This is a genomic window from Lysinibacillus odysseyi 34hs-1 = NBRC 100172, from assembly GCF_001591965.1.
Taxonomy (GTDB): domain Bacteria; phylum Bacillota; class Bacilli; order Bacillales_A; family Planococcaceae; genus Lysinibacillus_B; species Lysinibacillus_B odysseyi.
Window position 1 is genome coordinate 1 of record NZ_BCVX01000001.1, and the last position, 17,129, is coordinate 17,129.

At 40.6% G+C, this 17,129-nt stretch carries 21 protein-coding genes; 3 read left to right on the forward strand and 18 right to left on the reverse strand.

From position 1 onward, the window contains the following. Together BOD01S_RS00005 and BOD01S_RS00010 are read right to left on the reverse strand one after the other, a co-directional pair. Positions 1 to 749, reverse strand: a 749-nt coding sequence (locus BOD01S_RS00005; protein WP_174523051.1) for an S-layer homology domain-containing protein, incomplete at its 3' end; no start/stop codon positions are given. A 177-nt stretch (positions 750 to 926) separates the two neighbouring features. Continuing rightward, positions 927 to 3,404 carry a YhgE/Pip domain-containing protein gene (locus BOD01S_RS00010; RefSeq protein WP_036159280.1) on the reverse strand — a complete coding sequence of 826 codons (2,478 nt, stop codon included), beginning with the start codon at positions 3,402 to 3,404 and terminating at the stop codon, positions 927 to 929. 525 nt (positions 3,405 to 3,929) lie between these two features. Here BOD01S_RS00010 and BOD01S_RS00015 point away from each other — a divergent pair. Further along, positions 3,930 to 4,475, forward strand: coding sequence for a GNAT family N-acetyltransferase (locus BOD01S_RS00015; protein ID WP_036159282.1), 546 nt, complete (start codon positions 3,930 to 3,932; stop codon positions 4,473 to 4,475). An 88-nt stretch (positions 4,476 to 4,563) separates the two neighbouring features. On the opposite strand, the gene BOD01S_RS00020 is transcribed toward BOD01S_RS00015, so the two are convergent. Further along, entirely contained in the window at positions 4,564 to 5,205 is a 642-nt protein-coding gene (locus BOD01S_RS00020) for an HAD hydrolase-like protein (RefSeq protein WP_036159284.1), read from the reverse strand. A 284-nt stretch (positions 5,206 to 5,489) separates the two neighbouring features. Then, positions 5,490 to 6,512 carry an LCP family protein gene (locus BOD01S_RS00025; RefSeq protein WP_036159286.1) on the reverse strand — a complete coding sequence of 341 codons (1,023 nt, stop codon included), beginning with the start codon at positions 6,510 to 6,512 and terminating at the stop codon, positions 5,490 to 5,492. Positions 6,513 to 6,796: 284 nt separating this feature from the next. On the opposite strand from BOD01S_RS00025, the gene BOD01S_RS00030 reads away from it, so the two are divergent. Continuing rightward, positions 6,797 to 7,351 carry a GNAT family N-acetyltransferase gene (locus BOD01S_RS00030; RefSeq protein ID WP_036159288.1) on the forward strand — a complete coding sequence of 185 codons (555 nt, stop codon included), beginning with the start codon at positions 6,797 to 6,799 and terminating at the stop codon, positions 7,349 to 7,351. Between the two features lie 94 nt (positions 7,352 to 7,445). On the opposite strand, the gene BOD01S_RS00035 is transcribed toward BOD01S_RS00030, so the two are convergent. From BOD01S_RS00035 to BOD01S_RS00050, 3 genes are all read right to left on the reverse strand, one after another. Continuing rightward, positions 7,446 to 7,970, reverse strand: a complete 525-nt coding sequence (locus BOD01S_RS00035) for a GNAT family N-acetyltransferase (protein WP_036159289.1) — start codon at positions 7,968 to 7,970, stop codon at positions 7,446 to 7,448. 373 nt (positions 7,971 to 8,343) lie between these two features. Continuing rightward, positions 8,344 to 8,829: a tetratricopeptide repeat protein gene (locus BOD01S_RS00045; protein WP_036159294.1), complete on the reverse strand. Its 486-nt coding sequence runs from the start codon at positions 8,827 to 8,829 to the stop codon at positions 8,344 to 8,346. Between the two features lie 180 nt (positions 8,830 to 9,009). Further along, positions 9,010 to 10,017, reverse strand: a complete 1,008-nt coding sequence (locus BOD01S_RS00050; protein WP_036159295.1) for an NAD(P)H-dependent flavin oxidoreductase — start codon at positions 10,015 to 10,017, stop codon at positions 9,010 to 9,012. 131 nt (positions 10,018 to 10,148) lie between these two features. On the opposite strand from BOD01S_RS00050, the gene BOD01S_RS00055 reads away from it, so the two are divergent. Further along, positions 10,149 to 11,006 (forward strand): LysR family transcriptional regulator, encoded by an 858-nt coding sequence (locus BOD01S_RS00055; RefSeq protein WP_036159297.1) that lies wholly within the window; start codon positions 10,149 to 10,151, stop codon positions 11,004 to 11,006. 209 nt (positions 11,007 to 11,215) lie between these two features. On the opposite strand, the gene BOD01S_RS23150 is transcribed toward BOD01S_RS00055, so the two are convergent. From BOD01S_RS23150 to BOD01S_RS00105, 11 genes are all read right to left on the reverse strand, one after another. Then, positions 11,216 to 11,455: a hypothetical protein gene (locus BOD01S_RS23150; RefSeq protein WP_036159299.1), complete on the reverse strand. Its 240-nt coding sequence runs from the start codon at positions 11,453 to 11,455 to the stop codon at positions 11,216 to 11,218. A gap of 56 nt (positions 11,456 to 11,511) precedes the next feature. Further along, complete coding sequence (locus BOD01S_RS22770) at positions 11,512 to 11,658, reverse strand: hypothetical protein (protein ID WP_156117074.1); 147 nt, start codon at positions 11,656 to 11,658, stop codon at positions 11,512 to 11,514. After that, complete coding sequence (locus BOD01S_RS00065) at positions 11,655 to 11,858, reverse strand: hypothetical protein (protein WP_036159302.1); 204 nt, start codon at positions 11,856 to 11,858, stop codon at positions 11,655 to 11,657. The genes BOD01S_RS22770 and BOD01S_RS00065 overlap by 4 nt, the downstream gene beginning before the upstream one ends. A gap of 95 nt (positions 11,859 to 11,953) precedes the next feature. Continuing rightward, positions 11,954 to 12,295: a DUF3147 family protein gene (locus BOD01S_RS00070; protein ID WP_036159304.1), complete on the reverse strand. Its 342-nt coding sequence runs from the start codon at positions 12,293 to 12,295 to the stop codon at positions 11,954 to 11,956. Next, complete coding sequence (locus tag BOD01S_RS00075; RefSeq protein ID WP_036159306.1) at positions 12,279 to 12,692, reverse strand: MarR family winged helix-turn-helix transcriptional regulator; 414 nt, start codon at positions 12,690 to 12,692, stop codon at positions 12,279 to 12,281. The genes BOD01S_RS00070 and BOD01S_RS00075 overlap by 17 nt, the downstream gene beginning before the upstream one ends. A 125-nt stretch (positions 12,693 to 12,817) precedes the next feature. After that, positions 12,818 to 13,231, reverse strand: coding sequence for a hypothetical protein (locus tag BOD01S_RS00080; RefSeq protein WP_036159308.1), 414 nt, complete (start codon positions 13,229 to 13,231; stop codon positions 12,818 to 12,820). Between the two features lie 103 nt (positions 13,232 to 13,334). Then, positions 13,335 to 13,679: a hypothetical protein gene (locus BOD01S_RS00085; protein ID WP_036159310.1), complete on the reverse strand. Its 345-nt coding sequence runs from the start codon at positions 13,677 to 13,679 to the stop codon at positions 13,335 to 13,337. A 43-nt stretch (positions 13,680 to 13,722) separates the two neighbouring features. Then, the gene (locus BOD01S_RS00090) at positions 13,723 to 14,172 is read right to left on the reverse strand and encodes a GNAT family N-acetyltransferase (protein ID WP_036159312.1); all 450 of its coding nucleotides are present in this window, start codon (positions 14,170 to 14,172) and stop codon (positions 13,723 to 13,725) included. Positions 14,173 to 14,187: 15 nt separating this feature from the next. Then, a complete protein-coding gene (locus BOD01S_RS00095; RefSeq protein WP_036159314.1) occupies positions 14,188 to 15,030 on the reverse strand; it encodes a phosphotransferase family protein in 843 nt (280 codons plus the stop codon). A 26-nt stretch (positions 15,031 to 15,056) separates the two neighbouring features. Then, positions 15,057 to 16,385 (reverse strand): DUF2252 domain-containing protein, encoded by a 1,329-nt coding sequence (locus BOD01S_RS00100; RefSeq protein ID WP_036159316.1) that lies wholly within the window; start codon positions 16,383 to 16,385, stop codon positions 15,057 to 15,059. A gap of 199 nt (positions 16,386 to 16,584) precedes the next feature. Further along, on the reverse strand, positions 16,585 to 17,091 hold the full coding sequence (locus BOD01S_RS00105) for a DUF6241 domain-containing protein (protein ID WP_052125016.1): 507 nt from the start codon (positions 17,089 to 17,091) through the stop codon (positions 16,585 to 16,587). Between the last annotated feature and the right edge of the window lie 38 nt (positions 17,092 to 17,129).

Consider the following 17,129-nt stretch of genomic DNA (forward strand, 5'->3'; position numbering starts at 1 on the left):
GAGTTTTCATGTTGAGCGCGTTCTTCCTTCACTGCTGTCATTAATTGCGGGAAAGCCTCCACATGTGCATGTGTGTCATTTACATGAAGAATTGATAAATCAAACGCTTCTTCTTCAGGTGTAGTTGTTGGCGGTTGTGTATTTTTTTCAGCCCAATCTAAACCTCGAACAACAAATGATGCAAACTGACCACGTGTTACATTCGAATAAGGACTGTATGTAGTAGCAGATGTACCTTTTGTCAGTCCATTTTCATACAAAGCTACAATTGAGTTATAGTATTCGTGCCCAGTAGAAATATCTTTAAAAGGTACTGTTCCTTCACCAGTTAAATCTAGAATTTTTGTCAGCATTTTAGAGAATTGGCCGCGTGTAATCGCCTGGTTCGGCTTGAATGTACCATCGGAATATCCTTTAATAATCCCTTGGCTTGCCAATGTTTGAATAGCATCATGATATTCATTTGAAGCTGCTACATCAGTAAACGGAGAGCTTGCCGTACCTTTTTCTAATTTAAATGCACCTACAAGCATCTTAGCTGCCTGGCCGCGTGTAACTGCTTGTCCTGGCTTAAAAGTACCATCTGAATATCCTTTAATAATTCCAGCTTCTTGTAAAGCAAGAATATTCTCGTAGTGAGAATTTGTTTCTTTCACATCTGTAAACCCTGTGTTCGCTGATACTCCAGTAACAGCTACTAGGCTGGCTGTCACAGCGCCTGCTGTGATAAATAACTTACGTTTCTTCAATAAAAACCCTCCATTCGAGATAATTACCACGTTTTTATTGTACATAATAAGTCTCAATTATTCTACAACTATTCTTTTCAATTATCCCAATTTACTAAAATTAATAGTTTCCAGCCTTTTATCTACTTGCCTAGAAGAGAAAAACTCCAAAGACTTTATGTCTTTGGAGCTATTTTCCTAAATTTGTGCTTCGGGAGTATTAATATTCGAAGAGAACGATTTGAAGCTGATTAAGAATACAACGAGTGCCAAGATTGACGATACGACCAAGAAGATCAGTAGCACTAAAGCATTAGACGATAGTAAGGTAGTATCCCCAAGTGAAATGATCGCCTTGAACCCTGCATTCGAGTACGTAAGTGGTAAAAACTTACTGATGGCCTGCATATTTTCAGGCAGCATCGGAATTGGTAAATTCGATCCTGTAATCGATAATTGCAGGACGATAAACGCCAATCCAATGAAACGTCCGATATTATTGCCCACTGCAACGAGGAAGAAAATAATCGTCATAAATGTTAAGCTGACAAAAATAGCGAACAGTATAAAGAGCGGAATATTTGTGACTGATAGCTGAAGGACAGTTAATACAAATAGGGATACGAGTAAAGCCTGCAGTACCGCAAATAATGCCAGCTTCAGCCACTTGCTAATATACCAGCTGATAGCTGAAGAAGGACTTGTCGCCGGCTGTTTAAAATCAATGAAGAACGATAAAATCAGCATACTCACAAACAATGCCAGCGATAAAATATATGGAGCTGTAGAATCACGATAATACGTATACGGATTTACATTTTCGCCTACCAGCTTTACAGGGCTTGCAAACATTGCAATATTTGATTCGGACACCTGTACTGCACTTACTTCCTCTGCCCCGCCTGCTAAAGCGGTTGCCAGTTCTTTGCTCCCATCCTGCAGACGAATCGTACCATCATTTAACTGTGTCACACCGTCTGTTAACGTATTCCAGCCGGATGCCACCGTTGCATTCCCATTGCTGATTTGTGCTGTTCCTGCCTTCAGCTCAGCAATACCATTGCGTAATGTCGTCCATGATGACATAAGCTTCGTATTGCCTGCCGCTACTTGGTTGGCACCACTTACAAAAGTCGATGCACCTGCATTTAATTTTGCAGCCCCATCTGCCAGAGAATTTGCTCCCCCGGCTACCTGCTGCTGACCTGCAACAAGCTTATCAACGCCTGCTACCGCCTGCTGCTGACCTGCTACTAACTGATCAATGCCGCCGACAACAGATGTTTGACCGGCTACTAATTGGCCCAGCCCTTGATTTAATGATTGACTTCCCTCAACAGTTGCGCCAACACCTTGGTTCACCTGTGTTGCTACGCCTGCCAATTGTGTCAACCCTCCAGAAAGTGTCTCGACTTGCTTTGGTAATGCCCCGACATTTTCCTTCATTCCTTGAAGATTTGAGCTGATTCCTTCAGCAAGCTTTAATAATTGCTGATACTCCTGCGTTTGTGCGAGCTGGCTGTTCGCTCCAGCGATGGCTTTTGCCAATTGGTTTAACTGGCCTGCTGCAGTCCCCAGTCCATCGATCCCACCTGTTAGTGTTGGGATTGACTTATTCAGCGCCGAAACTTGTGTTGCGATCGAATTCAAATTCGTATCAAGAGCACTCGTACCTTGCTGGACTGTCTGTAAGCCCGTTACTAACTTTTCAGAACCAGCCTGAGCTGACTGGATTCCTTGTAATACTTGCGGAGCACCGCCCTGTAATTGCTGAAGACCGCCAAGCACTTGATTTTGACCGCCTTTTAAATCATTCAAGCCCGTCAGCACCTGATTAGCACCCGCACCAAGCGATTTTGCCCCAGTCGCAAGCTGTGAAGATCCTGTTCCGATCTGACCAGCACCTTTGGCAAGCTGTCCAGAACCGTCTGCTAAACGCTTAATATCGCCTGTGCCACCGTCAACAGCATGTAATAAAGTTGCTGCGCCGGTATCAGCCTGTTTTGCCCCAGTGGCCAATCGTTCAATATCGGGAGCCTTTTCCGTCAAGGAAGTTAAAATTTGATCAGTACCTTCCGACAAAGCGATTGTTCCATCCAGGATTTGCTGAGAACCATCTGCTCCCGCCATAAATCCTTCCGCTATTTCTGGAAATTTGCCGAACACTGTAGAAGCAAATGTTGCCGTAATTTTATCCCCAAGCTGCTCCTTAATGCGCTCGACCGCACTGTTTGTTACTTGCGAAGCCATAAAGTTCATACCCTCATTTTTAATATAGCGGATTTCGGGTATTTGAGGTTCCGCATCCAACACTGTCGTAATTTTCTGTGAGAAATCTTCTGGAATTTCAATTACCATATAGTAGTTATTCTTTTTTAATCCGGCATCCGCTTCTTCTTTTGTGACAAAGTGCCAGCCGAGTGTCGGACTACCCTTTAGCGTATCTACCAGGTCATTTCCCACATGGATTGGATTCCCATCCGATACAGCGCCTTTGTCACTATTAACAATAGCCACCGGAAGATTATCCATGTTGTCATACGGTCCCCATTTCGCAGACAACAATACTGCTACATACACAATCGGAATTAGCAGCACACCAATCAGTGTAAAGAGCAGAGCCTTATTGCCGATCAGCCGTTGAAGCTCTGACCGAAGTAAACTAAATGCCCCCATTCAAAACCCCCCTCAATTTTTTTGAACCGAGATAGTCGCCTATCTCTATATACAATATATTCTATTAATTTCAAATTTTCCATCACTTTTTACTTATTTTTCTGCTTAATGTATACATTTTTGTCGTTTAAATAATATTTTCCTGCATCATTATAATTTTGAAATACCATTTCAATGATTATATATGCCTATATAATTAGGTTTTAGCATCTGATTCATTATTCAATCTGAATATTGTGAAAATTTTAACAAAAGTATTATTTTTCACCAGTTCTTTTCCTTACTGCTTATTTTTTTTATATATACATAAGGAACGTATTTGCTAGCCGTTATAAAATTAATTCTTTGGTATCTTATTGGAAATATTTAGATTATAATTAGGAAATCGTTACTCACCTTTTTCCAGCTGTTTTTCTGACTTCTTTATCAAGTAATCCTTTATTTTCCCTTGCTCCTCTTAAGCTGTTTTCTGATCATTGGCAGATTCAAAGAAGTGAATAATCGAATATATGGAGGCAACATTTTATGCTGTATGATGATAATAGTAAAACGATCACAACCAAAAGACTTCAATTAAGACTTTTCACAAAGGCTGACGCTCCGAATGTTGCCAGGCTGTGTAATAATTACAATATTTACAAAAGTACAATGTATCTCCCCTTTCCGTACAATGTAGAGGATGCCTTGAGTTGGATTGATCGGCATCTGGATAATTTCGAGGAGCAGAGATCCTATGAATTCGCTATAACGGACAAGGAAAACGGCGAATTATACGGTGCCATTGCCCTTAGTCATAACCATCATTATAACAACGGTGAAATCGCTTATTGGATCGGTGAAGAATTTTGGGGGAATGGCTTTGCTACAGAATCAGCGGAAGCGCTAATCTATTTTGCCTTTGAAGTAAAAAGGCTTCATAAAGTATTCGCGCGGTACTTTGCTTCAAATCCAGCCTCAGGAAAAGTAATGGAAAAGCTGGGCATGAAAAAAGAAGGCGTTCTTCTCGATCATATAAGAAAAGACGACCGTTACGAAGATTTACTCCACTATGGTATTCTGAACCTGAATTGATAAACTCTTTACAAAAAGAAAATCTGAATAACGAAAAAATGCTTATCAGCACATAGCTTGATAAGCATTTTCTGTCTTGTTATTCCATTTATACAATCGACATGATTTCTGGTAGTGACTCTATTACATAATGCGCATGCTTTAATTCATTTTCCTGTGAAAAATCAAAGCGAACACCAATCGATATCAAACCACTATCTTTCGCCGCCTTGATATCAGATGCCCGGTCACCAACAACAAAGCCCCGTTTAATCTCATTTTCTGTTTTAACCAGCTGCACAAGCTCCGACTTATTCCCAGAGTCAATACGCTCAATACTATATGTTTTTTCGATAAAGCGCTCTAAATTGTACTTCTCTACAATTGCCTTCAAATATTCTACCTGGCCATTGCTTGCAATGTACAAGTGGTACTTGCCGTGTAGCTGTGCTAGTGTTTCTTCTACCTGATCATAGAGAGCGCCTTTTCCACTCTTTATTAATTGGATCAACTGCTTATGAAAGAGTGCATTACTTTTCTTACGGACTTCTTCTGAATGATTCGGACATAACGCCTGCCAAACTTCCGGTAACGTAGCTCCCATTATGTCGCGGTATTGACCGATCGGCGTATCACCCGTCCATAGGTTTTGACTGCGTAATACTTCAAAAGTCGCCTCAAGCGCCGGCTCCAAAATAAGATTTGTTTGAAATAACGTACCGTCCATGTCGAAAATTACAGCTGATTTCATAACTGCTTGCTCCTTTGTTTTGCAGATTCATTAAAGGCTATTTAATTATTTTTACTATACGATTCATGTACTGATTGAAGAGCAGGACTAACGATTTTTTTCCTTATCAACGTTTTCTACAAGCTCCTCAAATGTGTTTTCCCTTCAATAGAAGGAAAAGGACTGCTGGATAAGGCAGCCTGGAGCTGTGTGTATGTCTCAGTTCCGCTGTTTCTGCAACAAATTTGCCGGCATATATAAGCTGGAACCTAAACAGTCTTCAGCTCTGCCCTTTCAACAATTAGCTAATAATTAATAAAATCTGCATTTGTCATAAAGCCACCGTCATTATCCAGCTTTAAAATACTGCGTAATTCCGCACTAACACTTTCAAGGCTTTCTTCCTCTGGTATATAATACGAAGTCCTATCGATGATTTGATCTGTCCCTTTGATATCTATAGTTTGTATTGATAAATCCTCAGATTTTGAGAATTGCTTTTGCAATGCATAGATTTGCTTGGCTGTTAAATCTGTTTCTATATTATCCCCTAAAATATCAGTGATTTGGCCAATCTTAAATATGGTGCCTGCAGACATTGCCTGATCGATTGTCGCTGTTAAAAACTGCCGCTGTCTTTCCTCACGCGAATAGGCAGCATTGACCGCCAGTTTTCTCATACGCACGAAAGCGAGTGACTCTTCGCCATTCAAATGGGCTGTCCCTTTCTTGAATTCAATTTTGGATCGATCGTAAAAGTTCTCTTCCCAAAAATCCTCTTTTATATCAATTGTCACGCCACCGAGTGCATCCACAATATCACGGAACCCATCAAAATTCACAGCAACAAAATTATCGATCGGAATATTAAGGAATTTCTCAACGGTCTCTACTTGAAGTTTGATTGCTCCATAACCTGTAATTGCTCCGTAGTTATACGCTGCATTCAACTTATGTATCCCTGAATACTCTCCTGCGTTTTCAATATTGACTCTCGTATCTCTTGGTACTGTCACCATATGAATTTCAGATGTTGAAGGATCGATCGTTATAACGATTTGAGTATCGGCCCGGCCGCTCTTATCTCCGCTTGAATAGTTTTCGACACCTAATAATAAAATAGAAAAAGGATCACTAAATGTAATTTCCTCCTCCCTGAGATTGGATTTGCCTCCCTCTCTATTTAAATCGACCTGCGAACGGTCATAAGCATTTTTTGCTTTCACAAATGTGTAAATACCAAAACTTGAAATGACTAGAAACAATAAAATAGCTACTGCTAAAGTAAACTTTAATGTCTTTTTCTTAGAGCGAACTCTCCTGGACATTCTTGATTTCCTCTCCACTGCCAACCCTCTTCTGCGGATAAACACCGCCATTTATTTCCTACAGACAATTTTACATAAAAAATATAAAACTTATACTTAAATTTACATTTAATAATATACCAGACATTTAACTTAATTCCACTTTTTGTTTCTATTTGTTATAAATAGTATTATTATAGGGATATTTGTAGTGAGTTATTTATAATAGATCTAGTAAATTACAAAAATATGTATATTACGAGGATAAAGAGTAAGAGTATAATAGCATGTTAATGGGGGTTTCTATGTTTTCTTTTAAAGTAGATGAAGAGATTGAAATGGAATTGCTGCAGCAGCATCATAAGGAGGAATTATTTGAATTAATTGATCGTAACCGACAGTACTTGCGTCAATGGCTTCTGTGGGTGGATAAGAGAACCTCGGCTGAAGATTTTGAACCGATTATTCCCATTTGGCTAAATAACTACGCTGACAATAACGGGTTCGATGCAGGTATTCGGTATAAAGGAAAGCTGGTAGGTATGATTGCTCTCCACTATATTGATTGGAAAAACAAGGCGACAAGCATTGGGTATTTTCTAGCGGAAGATGCACAGGGAAATGGTATCATTACGAGAAGTGTAAAAGCCTTGATAAACTACCTTTTTGAAATACTGTCTCTTCATCGTATCGAAATACAGTGTGCAAAAAACAATACGAAAAGCATCGCAATTCCCGTGAAGCTGGGCTTTGCCGAAGAAGGCATAAAACGTGACGGACAATGGCTTTACGACCATTTTGAAGATATCGTTACTTACAGTTATTTAAAAAGGGATTGGCTTACAGACGGAGATAAATGATTCATTCCTTCAGTGCAAGAGTAAAGTGTTTTTTCATAAAAAGCGTTTCCGCAATGACCTGTACATTCCGTTGGCCATTCGGAATACGCTTGTTTTAATATGGTACGGCATCAATTTTACTTGGTGTCAGCCGGTTATTCTCCCAGTCTTCCTTTATCGCCCCGTAAAGTACCGTGTCGGAAATTGTACCGTCCGCATTTTCCCAGGCATTCCGCAAGTACCCCTCTTTTACAAAACCGGCTCTAGTAAAGCATTTCCTCATCCCTAGATTGTCCGCTCTTGTATAGCCTTCCACCCGGATTTTTTGCTTTGTCCCAAAAAGATAGTCCTGCAGCCATTTAAGCGCCTGCATGCCATAGCCTTGGCCCCGGTATTTTTCATCCAGCCGTATATCAAACAACGGGATTGTATCGTCAATATCATGAATTAATAAAAGCCCAACTTTCATGCCATTATCGATTATCCAAAACGTTTCGCGGTCCTTATGATAGTATCCTTCGTGAAAGAATTTTCGAATGGATTCTTCCGACACCTGGTTATTTCCGTGATACGGCCAATTGTTTTTTGTATAAAGCTGGACCAGTTCATCTATTTCATTTTCTAATAGTTTATATTCCATAGGGGTTCCTCCAGTCAGAGGTAAATTAGTTTCCTATTCATTTTGGCCAACAATGTTAAAGCACCTTTGTTGAACGAATCGTCCTAACTACAAGAAAACCGATTTCTTTATCTTTTTCCTTCGTATTGTTTACTGTCCACCACAGGGTAACTGAAAATTCAGCTTTGATAGCCTTCTTTTTCTCCTTTATATAAAATATCGGCAATTGGATGTTCATTGTCGTTGATTTGTGAGAAAAAATGATTATCCGAAGGAAGCTCAAGCTCTATAAATGGTATATAGGAAGTCTCCTCTCCACGAAATGCTTCTCACTGCTAACACCAACATTGCAAAAAGCAATCACGCAAACAATAGCTTTTTCACGTACAGTCCCCTATTCCCAAACATCGTCCAAATGCTCGGCATAGAACTCTATTGCTTTTTTATAACTTTGAATTTCCTTGTCAACAGTCTGATCAGCAATAGTTTTAAGCAAAACATTCATTGCCTGGCTATGGTCCTGTAGATTATAAAGTGTCATCGCATAAAATACCTTCATGGCACCGTTTTGCGGAAAATGTGATAATCCGTTCTTCAGCAGTTCTCTCGATTCTTCGTACCGCCCAAGTGTACGATATGTGCTGCCGAGCCCGATAATTGCCCCTTGCAGGTTTTCCTCATCCAGACCTAGCTTGATCGCCTGCTCATAATGAGGAACAGCATTTGCTTCCTCGCCAAGTATATCGAAGCTCCATGCTGTCTGATATTGGATATATGCATCATGTGGATGGAGGTCTGCCAGCTCTACTAAAAGCTGATTGGACTTCTTGACATCACCTTCCTGTCTTAATAGTAATGCTCTTTGCATTGTTTCTTCCATTATTTCTCCTCCTGACCTTTTTGCCTGTCCAACGCCAGTTTGCCAACCATAATATATGTCATTTAAAGGCCCGGCATCTCTACTTTAAAGTTCATTGTATAATACCGGGCGCACTATAAAACTAATAGGAACTGCTCCAACCTGTTTCAATACAAACCTTTGTGTTCAATAGTACCGTATTTACGAAAGACTTGCCTCGGCCACCAATTTCTCCATCAGTTCTTTAACCGGCATAGCCCGGACTCTTTGAAAGCCTTCACCAGCCCACATCGACATCGCCTGGGTATTTTCGCTTGCTAACGCTTTTTTTCTTATTGATTGAGTTAAAAAATGTAGTGTCGGATAAACTGCTGGAGCAACGGCTTCATAACGGTGCATAAAATCATTTTCGAGACCCCGTGCAAGTCTTCCTGTAAAAGTACGTGTTAATTTTGTGCTCGTAAACTGGCGCTCTATTAAAGCACGCTTATATAGTTGGTTGGCCCCGCTTTCTTCACAGCAGATGAACGCCGTACCAAGCTGGACAGCTGCCGCGCCAGCCTGTATAAGTTCAGCTATCTGCCACCCTTCCATTATGCCTCCTGCCGTAATAACAGGAATTTCCACCGTTTTTCTTACTTCCCGAAGAAGATCAATCAGCGGTCTGCTTTCTTGAAGGTCCGAATTTTCAAATGATCCCCGGTGCCCGCCTGCTTCTATGCCTTGCAAACATACTGCATCTGCCCCTGCTTGCTGCGCAAGGCGTGCCTCATTAGCATCAGTTACCGTTATAATGATATATATGCCTTGTTCCTGTAAGTCTTTTATTATTTCTTTATTTGGACAGCCAAATGTAAAGCTTGCTGCGGGTACTTTATAACGCTTCAGTAAGGTAAGTTTTTGCTGCCATTCATCATCAGACCATGCCGGCAGCTCAAGCTCCATGTCCCAATCCTTTTCGAGCAATGTTTTATATGTGCCGACGTCCTGCTCGACAGGTTCTTTCGACGGAACGAATACATTAACACCGTATAAAACGCCTATCTGCTCCATCTCCAATATTTCTTTTTCCAAAGCTCCAGCTGTTTTATAACCTGCAGCCAAAAAACCAAGACCTCCATTTTTGCTGACGGCTGCTGCCAATGCGACCGTGGATATTCCTCCAGCCATTGGTGCCTGGATGATTGGGTATTTACATTTCTCTAGCATACTGATCCTCCGTTCATTTGTTTGTGTATTATTTTGTAGCTCCTTCTTATCGTAACAACTTTCAGATATAATATAAAATTCATTTATTATATACTTGGTATTAATAATATTAATACCTGGAGGATGAGTAGATGGACATCGAGGCATTACGGGCTTTTAAATATGCAGTAGAATCAGGCAGTATTTCACAGGCTGCCGAAAGATTAAATTATTCACAATCAAATGTTACTACTAAGATACATAAGCTGGAACAACAGTTGAAAACGACGTTACTATACCGTCATAACCGAGGATGTTCTGCAACACCAAAGGGAGAGGAACTGTTTCAATACGCTGTCCAGATCTTTAAAACAATTGATCTCGCTGAATATGCGATGCAGGATGAAGATCACCCAAAAGGTACCTTGAAAATCGGCTCCATGGAAACAACGGCTGCTGTTCGTCTGCCTGAAATTTTGGCTGACTATCACAGACAGTTTCCGCTGGTTGAGCTTTCCTTACAGACATGTCCGACAAAGCAGCTTGTGGAATCCATTTTACAGTTTGACATCGACGCAGCATTTGTCACAGGACCAATCGTTCATACAAGCCTTCTTGCAGAAACCGTGTTTAGGGAAAAAATGCTGCTTATTTATCCGCAAGATAAGCCAGATTTCAATTTGGAATCTGCCACAATTCTAGTTTTCAAAACCGGCTGCTCGTATAGGTTCCAGCTCGAGAAATATTTACGGTGTGAAGGCATTACATCTTACAGGTTGATGGAATTAGGCTCACTGGAAGCAATTGTCGGCTGTGTGGCTGCGGGCCTCGGCATTACCCTGCTCCCCGAAGCAGTTTATGAAACATATGCTAAATACTATGAACTCTCATACAAAGAGCTTCCTCAAGAGTTTGCGGTAATTGATACACAGCTCATTTCCCATAAGGAAAATCCTTCTGTCCCGCTTCAGCGCTTTTTGCAGCTGTTGAGAAAACAGTGTGTCATGTAAAATTCAAGCTGCCATAATAGAAGCTGCTGATTAAACTTAGCTGCTATTGGCAGCTCTTTTTATAGTTTGGAAGCAATTAATAGACAATACCCGATCGATAATAGGCAAAATGAATGCGTTAATAGAAAATTCTCTATGATTAATAGACAATTTTTATATAATAATAGACAATTCCATGCGATTAATAGACAATACCACTTTTTAAAGGGTCATCTCACCGAGGACATTTTTTCAAGCAGGAGAAAATCCTTCGTTTTATTATAGGAAATGTTATTCGCTTCACAAAAAGCTATTAGTTCTTCCATTAATGTATCTGGCATAAAAGAAACAAGGCGCAGCGGAAATCCTCCATTCATTTTAATGGCTGCCGATTTAGTCTTCCATCCTGCACGCTTGAAAATAATTTGTTTGATGCGTATTTTATCAGCACGCTTTACATATAATTTCAACTGAAAAAGATATATGCTAAACGTTATAAAATCTGCTCCAATGATGCATTTATAATTTATAAAAGTGCGAGAATATTGATTATCATGACGACCATAATCGCTGCTCTCATATAGACAGAATCCCATGCCAGCAGTAATAAAGGCATTAACATAAGTGCCAATAAAAAATGTACTCCGCGCTGCGGCCTTGTCTTGTAAATCACGAAGCTTCTCCTGAACAGTCGCTGCATGAAATGTTGACAGCCCTCTTGGCAAGCATTTTATCTAGCTGTCCGACTGGCATTTGCTTGTCCGACGGCTTAACTAACGTAACGGAAAATCGTTCACCATCTTCAACCATTCTTCCACACTTTGAACATATTAGTTCTGCCTCTTTAAAGTGGTCTTTTAATTTCTCCAGCATTGCTTGTCTCCCTTCTAGATAACTCTTTTTTCCTTATTATAAGGGATAAGTAAATACATTGTTAGTTTTCCTATATACTAACCTTCATAATCCCACTATATTTTTAACAACAACCCTATCCATTTCTGAACTCCCAAGAACGCTCCCCAGCAAATCAAACCAACTGTAAAAGCGAAAAGGATATGCACGTTATGTTTAAGGGCTATATAAACACCTGCAAGTAAAGCAATCGTTGCAGGCAGACCGATGATGACGCCTAGCAGGAACTGCTGAAGATGGGCGGATGGCTGCCCCTGTATTTTTAGCCATACCAAGCTCAGTAAACTGACTAAAGGCAAAGCAGCTATTATTCCGCCGTACAATGGATATCTTCTTGCGAGTTCCGTAACTGCCCCTATTAAACAAGCTGAAACAACTATCTTAACGACCGTATACATCTTTTGCTGCCTCACTTAACATATAAAATGCTTCTTCTACTTGCTTCTGCTCTTCGACAGATAAACGGGCAAAAACCAATGCTAGTTTCTCCGCATCAAGCTCCGTATTTTCCTTTACAACTTTCAATCCCTGCTCACTCAATGTCAGGTTGACAACCCGCTGATCATTTTCAGAGCGTTTCTTTACGACCCAGCCTTGCTGCTCAAGCTTTTTAATATGTTCTGAAGCTGTATTATGCGAAATTTGAAACGCATCCGCAACCTTTCTGACAGTAACGTCAGGTTCCTTCTGTATCAACTGTAAAATCCGCACACTTTGATGCGTAATCGTCTGCTGCTGATGTTCCGGATGCAGGTAATAATAAATCGAAGTAAAGTATTCGTTTAGTTTTTTCACTACCTTATTCACTCCTTTTATATCTAATATGACGATTATATCGTATTAAGCGATATAAATACATAAAATAATTACGTCTCAAATAAAAATGACCTCGCACTTGAGGTCCATTTTTTGCTGTCTTATTATATTTGACCGATTAGTATCTCAGCCGTTTCTGACGACGCCTCTTGGTTTAGTTTCACATACTCATTGTTCTTTCTTAGCTCAATAGTCTCACCATCAGGACTTACCCAAAGTTCGTACGGTACTGCTTTTGCCTCAATATTTGGGTTTTTAAACTGAAAGAAAAAGTGGTAATCCGGATGACGCTCCATCTCTACTTTTGCCTTTTCCCAATCAGCACTATGAAGAATTGCACGCACCTTTTCGACTTTCTTTTGCTCTGTCACTTCGTTGAATTCTTCATAATGATTGTCCATTCCAACACGTTTCTCAATTAGTATATACTGTCCACCATCAAATATAGTTTTTGAGCATGCCGCCAATAAAATGAAGCATATCCCTATTAATATAATGGAATAACACAGTTGCTTCATTCTAATTTTCCCTTCTAAACATAAGTCGTTTGAGTATCGGGGAGTTACAACTATCTTATTATAAAATGAATATAGGAATATTCAGCATCAAAGAATTTCCCTGCTAATCTATTTGCTTTATTATCTCTAGGTATTCTCTATGAAAACCAACATGGATCAAATGTGCGCCTTTTTCATAAAAAACAATTTGACCCTCACCGCCTATCCTCTGCCACCCACTCTTTTTCAGCATAATCCGGTAACTGAGCGGGACCTCTGTTCCTGTGGACTTCTTCCATATATAGTGTTTACTATTAGTTCTCTCCATATCCAGAACTGCCTCGCTTGGTACAGGGAAATCATGAAATTCTTCTAAAGCATTATATTGCACATCGACAATTATATAATAGTAAACTCCCGCTGCTGCTAAAAGTACAATTAATACAACCAGTGGCGTCCAACGTTTCATAGTACCTCCCCTTACTATTTAACCGCTCCTTACTAGCTTCTACCTACAAATCCAGCGATAATCTCACCATGTCTACACACTGTATGCCATTTTCAAAAATGGGCTCCTCATAATGCCGTACGAAGAAATCCCGGTCAATATGGGTCATTCGAAAGCCGCATTTTTGGTACAGGGCAAGCTGCGCAATACTAGAATTCCCGGTCCCAAGCTCGACTGTTACGTAACCTTGGCTGCGTGAAGTTTCGATTGCATGTTGAATCAGCATCTTTCCGTAGCCCTTATTCTGCTCGGATTCAGCGACTGCGACATTTACGAGTTCAACCGTACCGGGGCGAGTCGGCAGTAAGCTATAGACGCCGACTATACCCCCTTTTTGTTCCAGCACAAAGCACTGTGCCCTTGCCATATAATCAAGTACTATCTCTTCCGATGGGTCCGCCAGCAACAGTAAATCCATTGGCAGCGGCTCTGTTTTCTCTAGTTTTCTAATCATTGCTTTCACCTCTTGCTATGCTTTGTACCAGGCTGGGATACTTTTCGTGAAGCCTTCGTGATCTCGCATGAAGCGCTCGATATGGCGAAGCATCACTTCTTCGTTACCTTGGATATGTCCCCAAACAGCAGAAGAAAAAACGTTCATGGCCAAATAAAGCGCATACAGCTCCCAAAATAATTGCGGTGGTTTTCCGCTATGGTATCCTTCAATCAAACCAACTGCAAAAGGGACGCTTTTTTCCGTACTGAACATCCCAAGCTTAATGAAATCACATACCGGATCCCCCCAGTCAAAACGCCCGAAATCGATGGCACCAGCATACTTTCCGTTATGGATAATCAGGTTCGATAGGTGGAAATCATCATGCTGCAGTACACTCGGCCGCTCCTTCATCAATGGAATCCGCTCCTCGATAAAGCGAATAACCTGCTCGTCTCCCACTATTTCCATCGGTAATTCCCGGTACCGTTTCACATATTTCTCGTATTTAGCCAGCTGGTAGTCATACCATGTATTTTCCTCCGCCTTGATAGAATGAATTTTCAAAAGGTCCCGACTTACTTCCCAGCCAATGGCATATTGCTCTTCTTCCGTTAGGTTATCGATGGTCTCCTCTGCATCAGTTCCTTCGATAAAAGAAGTTACCATTTTTCCTTCTTCAATACTAATGGCGCGCAACGTATTGGCGCCAAGCCGCTCAAGCATACGTAATATCCGAAATTCCTGCTCCCGGCGTTCCTGATTGCCCTCAAACAACCTTACAATTACTTTTTTACCCCCGTCCTGTACGACAAACTTTTGGTCATTTGAAAATCCCTTTGTAATAGGATGGAGTACTGTATATTCATTCAGCATAATCTCTCCCCTTATTCGTCTAACACTCAGTAATTTCCACTTTCCAACAGATCTTCTGATAAAGAAAAGCCTCTTCCCTTCTCCGCCACCCATTCCTTGAACAGCTTAAAATCTGTATAGACAAGCTTTTTATATGCCATCGCCTGGAGGATCGTGCTTTCTACAAATAGGTCACGATGCAGGTCAATTCGTTTCAAAATCTCATCTTCACTATGATAGGTGAACACGTCTGAGTAATCGATATCTGCTCTTGCATGCACTTTTGCCGCGATTTTCCCCATTATCCCCGCTGTTACGATATAATCCTCGACTGATTTGTAATGCTTTGGCTTAACTTTTTTCTTATAAGGCGAACGTTCCCGAACATAATATTCCTGCCCATCCATTGTTACATAAGCCAAATGCGGATCCTCCAAATGGTGCATCGCTTTTTGTGTTCCTACGACACGGGCTCCCTGATGCTCGAAAGCAGACCAAAACTTCTCTGAATATGAGAGGAAATAAGCCGGGATTGCTGTTCGTACTTCCTTCATTTCCAATACAAGATCCTCTTCCCCAGCCGCGTCTTTCTGCCCTTCAACTAAAATATAATAGCGCTTCAGACCGATGGAGGCTGTCCCGGATCCGTATTTCAGTGCGATGTCCTTGATGATATAGTTTGGGAGCGCTTCTTGTATAGCTGTATAGATTTCTGCCGAAACAGGCTTAACTTCATCACTCCATATAAAGCCCCTTTTGCCATTTTGTATTTCTGTAATATCTTCAAGCAAATGGGAGCGCTGGCAGCTTTCCAGTTTTTTTAATAGTTTTTTTATAGGGCCTTTCGTGTTGTCCTTTGTGAAGCTAAGGGTAAATGCATCATCCTTTTTCTTCTGGAAGCGTGCAAGCTGCTTAACATAGCTGTTTAAAAAGGATTGGATCACAAGCTTCTGTTCGGCTTCATTGATTTGCTGCTCATCCATATATAAGCCAATGCTGATACTCATACGGATAACATCATAAAAATAGGAGCCGACATATCCTTCGTCAAAATCGTTCACATCGTATACGATCTCTCCTTTTTCATTTTGGAATGCGCCAAAATTATCCATGTGCATATCGCCCATAATCCATGTCGGTTTTTCATCTGGCGCATGGAAAAGAGAGGGAGTTGTCGTCATGTCATAGTAAAATAAATAGGCCGAACCACGGAAAAAACGGAACGGGCTTTCCAGCATTTTATTATATTTTTCCATCCGTTGTTCAAGCGTCAGCTGCATGCATTGTGTATCGAACTCTTCGAAAATCATGGCAATCTGCTGTGCCCTTAATGCCAGTCTTGTATTTTGTACGCGTGATAGTAAAGCCTCTTCCAACATAATTCCCCCTGTTTTTATAAACGTTTCTAACCTTCCCATAATCATTTAGCAGCGCTTAATTTGGAAATTTTATCTATCTATAGCATATCATAATTCGTGGCTTGCTGAATGAATATTTAGTCATTTCCCATTATGAAACAGCGAGCAGAAAAACAAAAAGAACGAGAAATCCATGCTCCCGTCCTTCACCTTTTTATTATTTATCGCCATCGTCTTTGTCCGACATTTTACGGCTATTCCGTTCTCGTTCCTCTCTCTTACGTTGCTGATCCAGCAGACGATCCACATACTCCTTTTCTTCCTCAGGTGTTAACAATCTTGTAGCTTTACCGATTGTCCCGTCCTGTGAAGCCCAAATTTCATTATGAACCTCAACGGCATTCGAGAAATCTCCCCTCTTCCAAGCAGTAAGTGTCTCCTCGTAAAAGGAAGCATTTTTGAAGTCATCCTTCTGCTCCTCTAGCTTTTGCATCATTGCATCAATGAGTTCTTCTGTCACAATGACCTCGCCCCATTTATCCGCTGCATATACTTTTTGATGTGTCATCGCATGGATTTCCTGTTTGAAAACCCATTCCGGTGTGTTTTCCTCTACTGTTTCCAGACTGTATTCCATCTGGTCCTTCTTATAAAACTGTTGTCCTACTAGAATACAAACAGCAATAATTCCAACTGCAAGGATGACTATAATACCTTTTTTCATATTACCCCCTATATATTTTTCGTTTTCCATAAATAGTA

Bases quoted from the DNA above. Each gene is read 5' to 3' on its own strand.
- BOD01S_RS00080 (WP_036159308.1), bottom strand. From the start codon at position 13,231: ATGAAGCAACTGTGTTATTCCATTATATTAATAGGGATATGCTTCATT.
- BOD01S_RS00085 (WP_036159310.1), bottom strand. From the start codon at position 13,679: ATGAAACGTTGGACGCCACTGGTTGTATTAATTGTACTTTTAGCAGCA.
- BOD01S_RS00105 (WP_052125016.1), bottom strand. From the start codon at position 17,091: ATGAAAAAAGGTATTATAGTCATCCTTGCAGTTGGAATTATTGCTGTT.
- BOD01S_RS00010 (WP_036159280.1), bottom strand. From the start codon at position 3,404: ATGGGGGCATTTAGTTTACTTCGGTCAGAGCTTCAACGGCTGATCGGC.
- BOD01S_RS00065 (WP_036159302.1), bottom strand. From the start codon at position 11,858: ATGCTGGAGAAATTAAAAGACCACTTTAAAGAGGCAGAACTAATATGT.
- BOD01S_RS00045 (WP_036159294.1), bottom strand. From the start codon at position 8,829: ATGGAAGAAACAATGCAAAGAGCATTACTATTAAGACAGGAAGGTGAT.
- BOD01S_RS00020 (WP_036159284.1), bottom strand. From the start codon at position 5,205: ATGAAATCAGCTGTAATTTTCGACATGGACGGTACGTTATTTCAAACA.
- BOD01S_RS00015 (WP_036159282.1), top strand. From the start codon at position 3,930: ATGCTGTATGATGATAATAGTAAAACGATCACAACCAAAAGACTTCAA.
- BOD01S_RS00030 (WP_036159288.1), top strand. From the start codon at position 6,797: ATGTTTTCTTTTAAAGTAGATGAAGAGATTGAAATGGAATTGCTGCAG.
- BOD01S_RS00095 (WP_036159314.1), bottom strand. From the start codon at position 15,030: ATGCTGAATGAATATACAGTACTCCATCCTATTACAAAGGGATTTTCA.
- BOD01S_RS00050 (WP_036159295.1), bottom strand. From the start codon at position 10,017: ATGCTAGAGAAATGTAAATACCCAATCATCCAGGCACCAATGGCTGGA.
- BOD01S_RS00055 (WP_036159297.1), top strand. From the start codon at position 10,149: ATGGACATCGAGGCATTACGGGCTTTTAAATATGCAGTAGAATCAGGC.
- BOD01S_RS00025 (WP_036159286.1), bottom strand. From the start codon at position 6,512: ATGTCCAGGAGAGTTCGCTCTAAGAAAAAGACATTAAAGTTTACTTTA.
- BOD01S_RS00070 (WP_036159304.1), bottom strand. From the start codon at position 12,295: ATGTATACGGTCGTTAAGATAGTTGTTTCAGCTTGTTTAATAGGGGCA.
- BOD01S_RS00035 (WP_036159289.1), bottom strand. From the start codon at position 7,970: ATGGAATATAAACTATTAGAAAATGAAATAGATGAACTGGTCCAGCTT.
- BOD01S_RS00090 (WP_036159312.1), bottom strand. From the start codon at position 14,172: ATGATTAGAAAACTAGAGAAAACAGAGCCGCTGCCAATGGATTTACTG.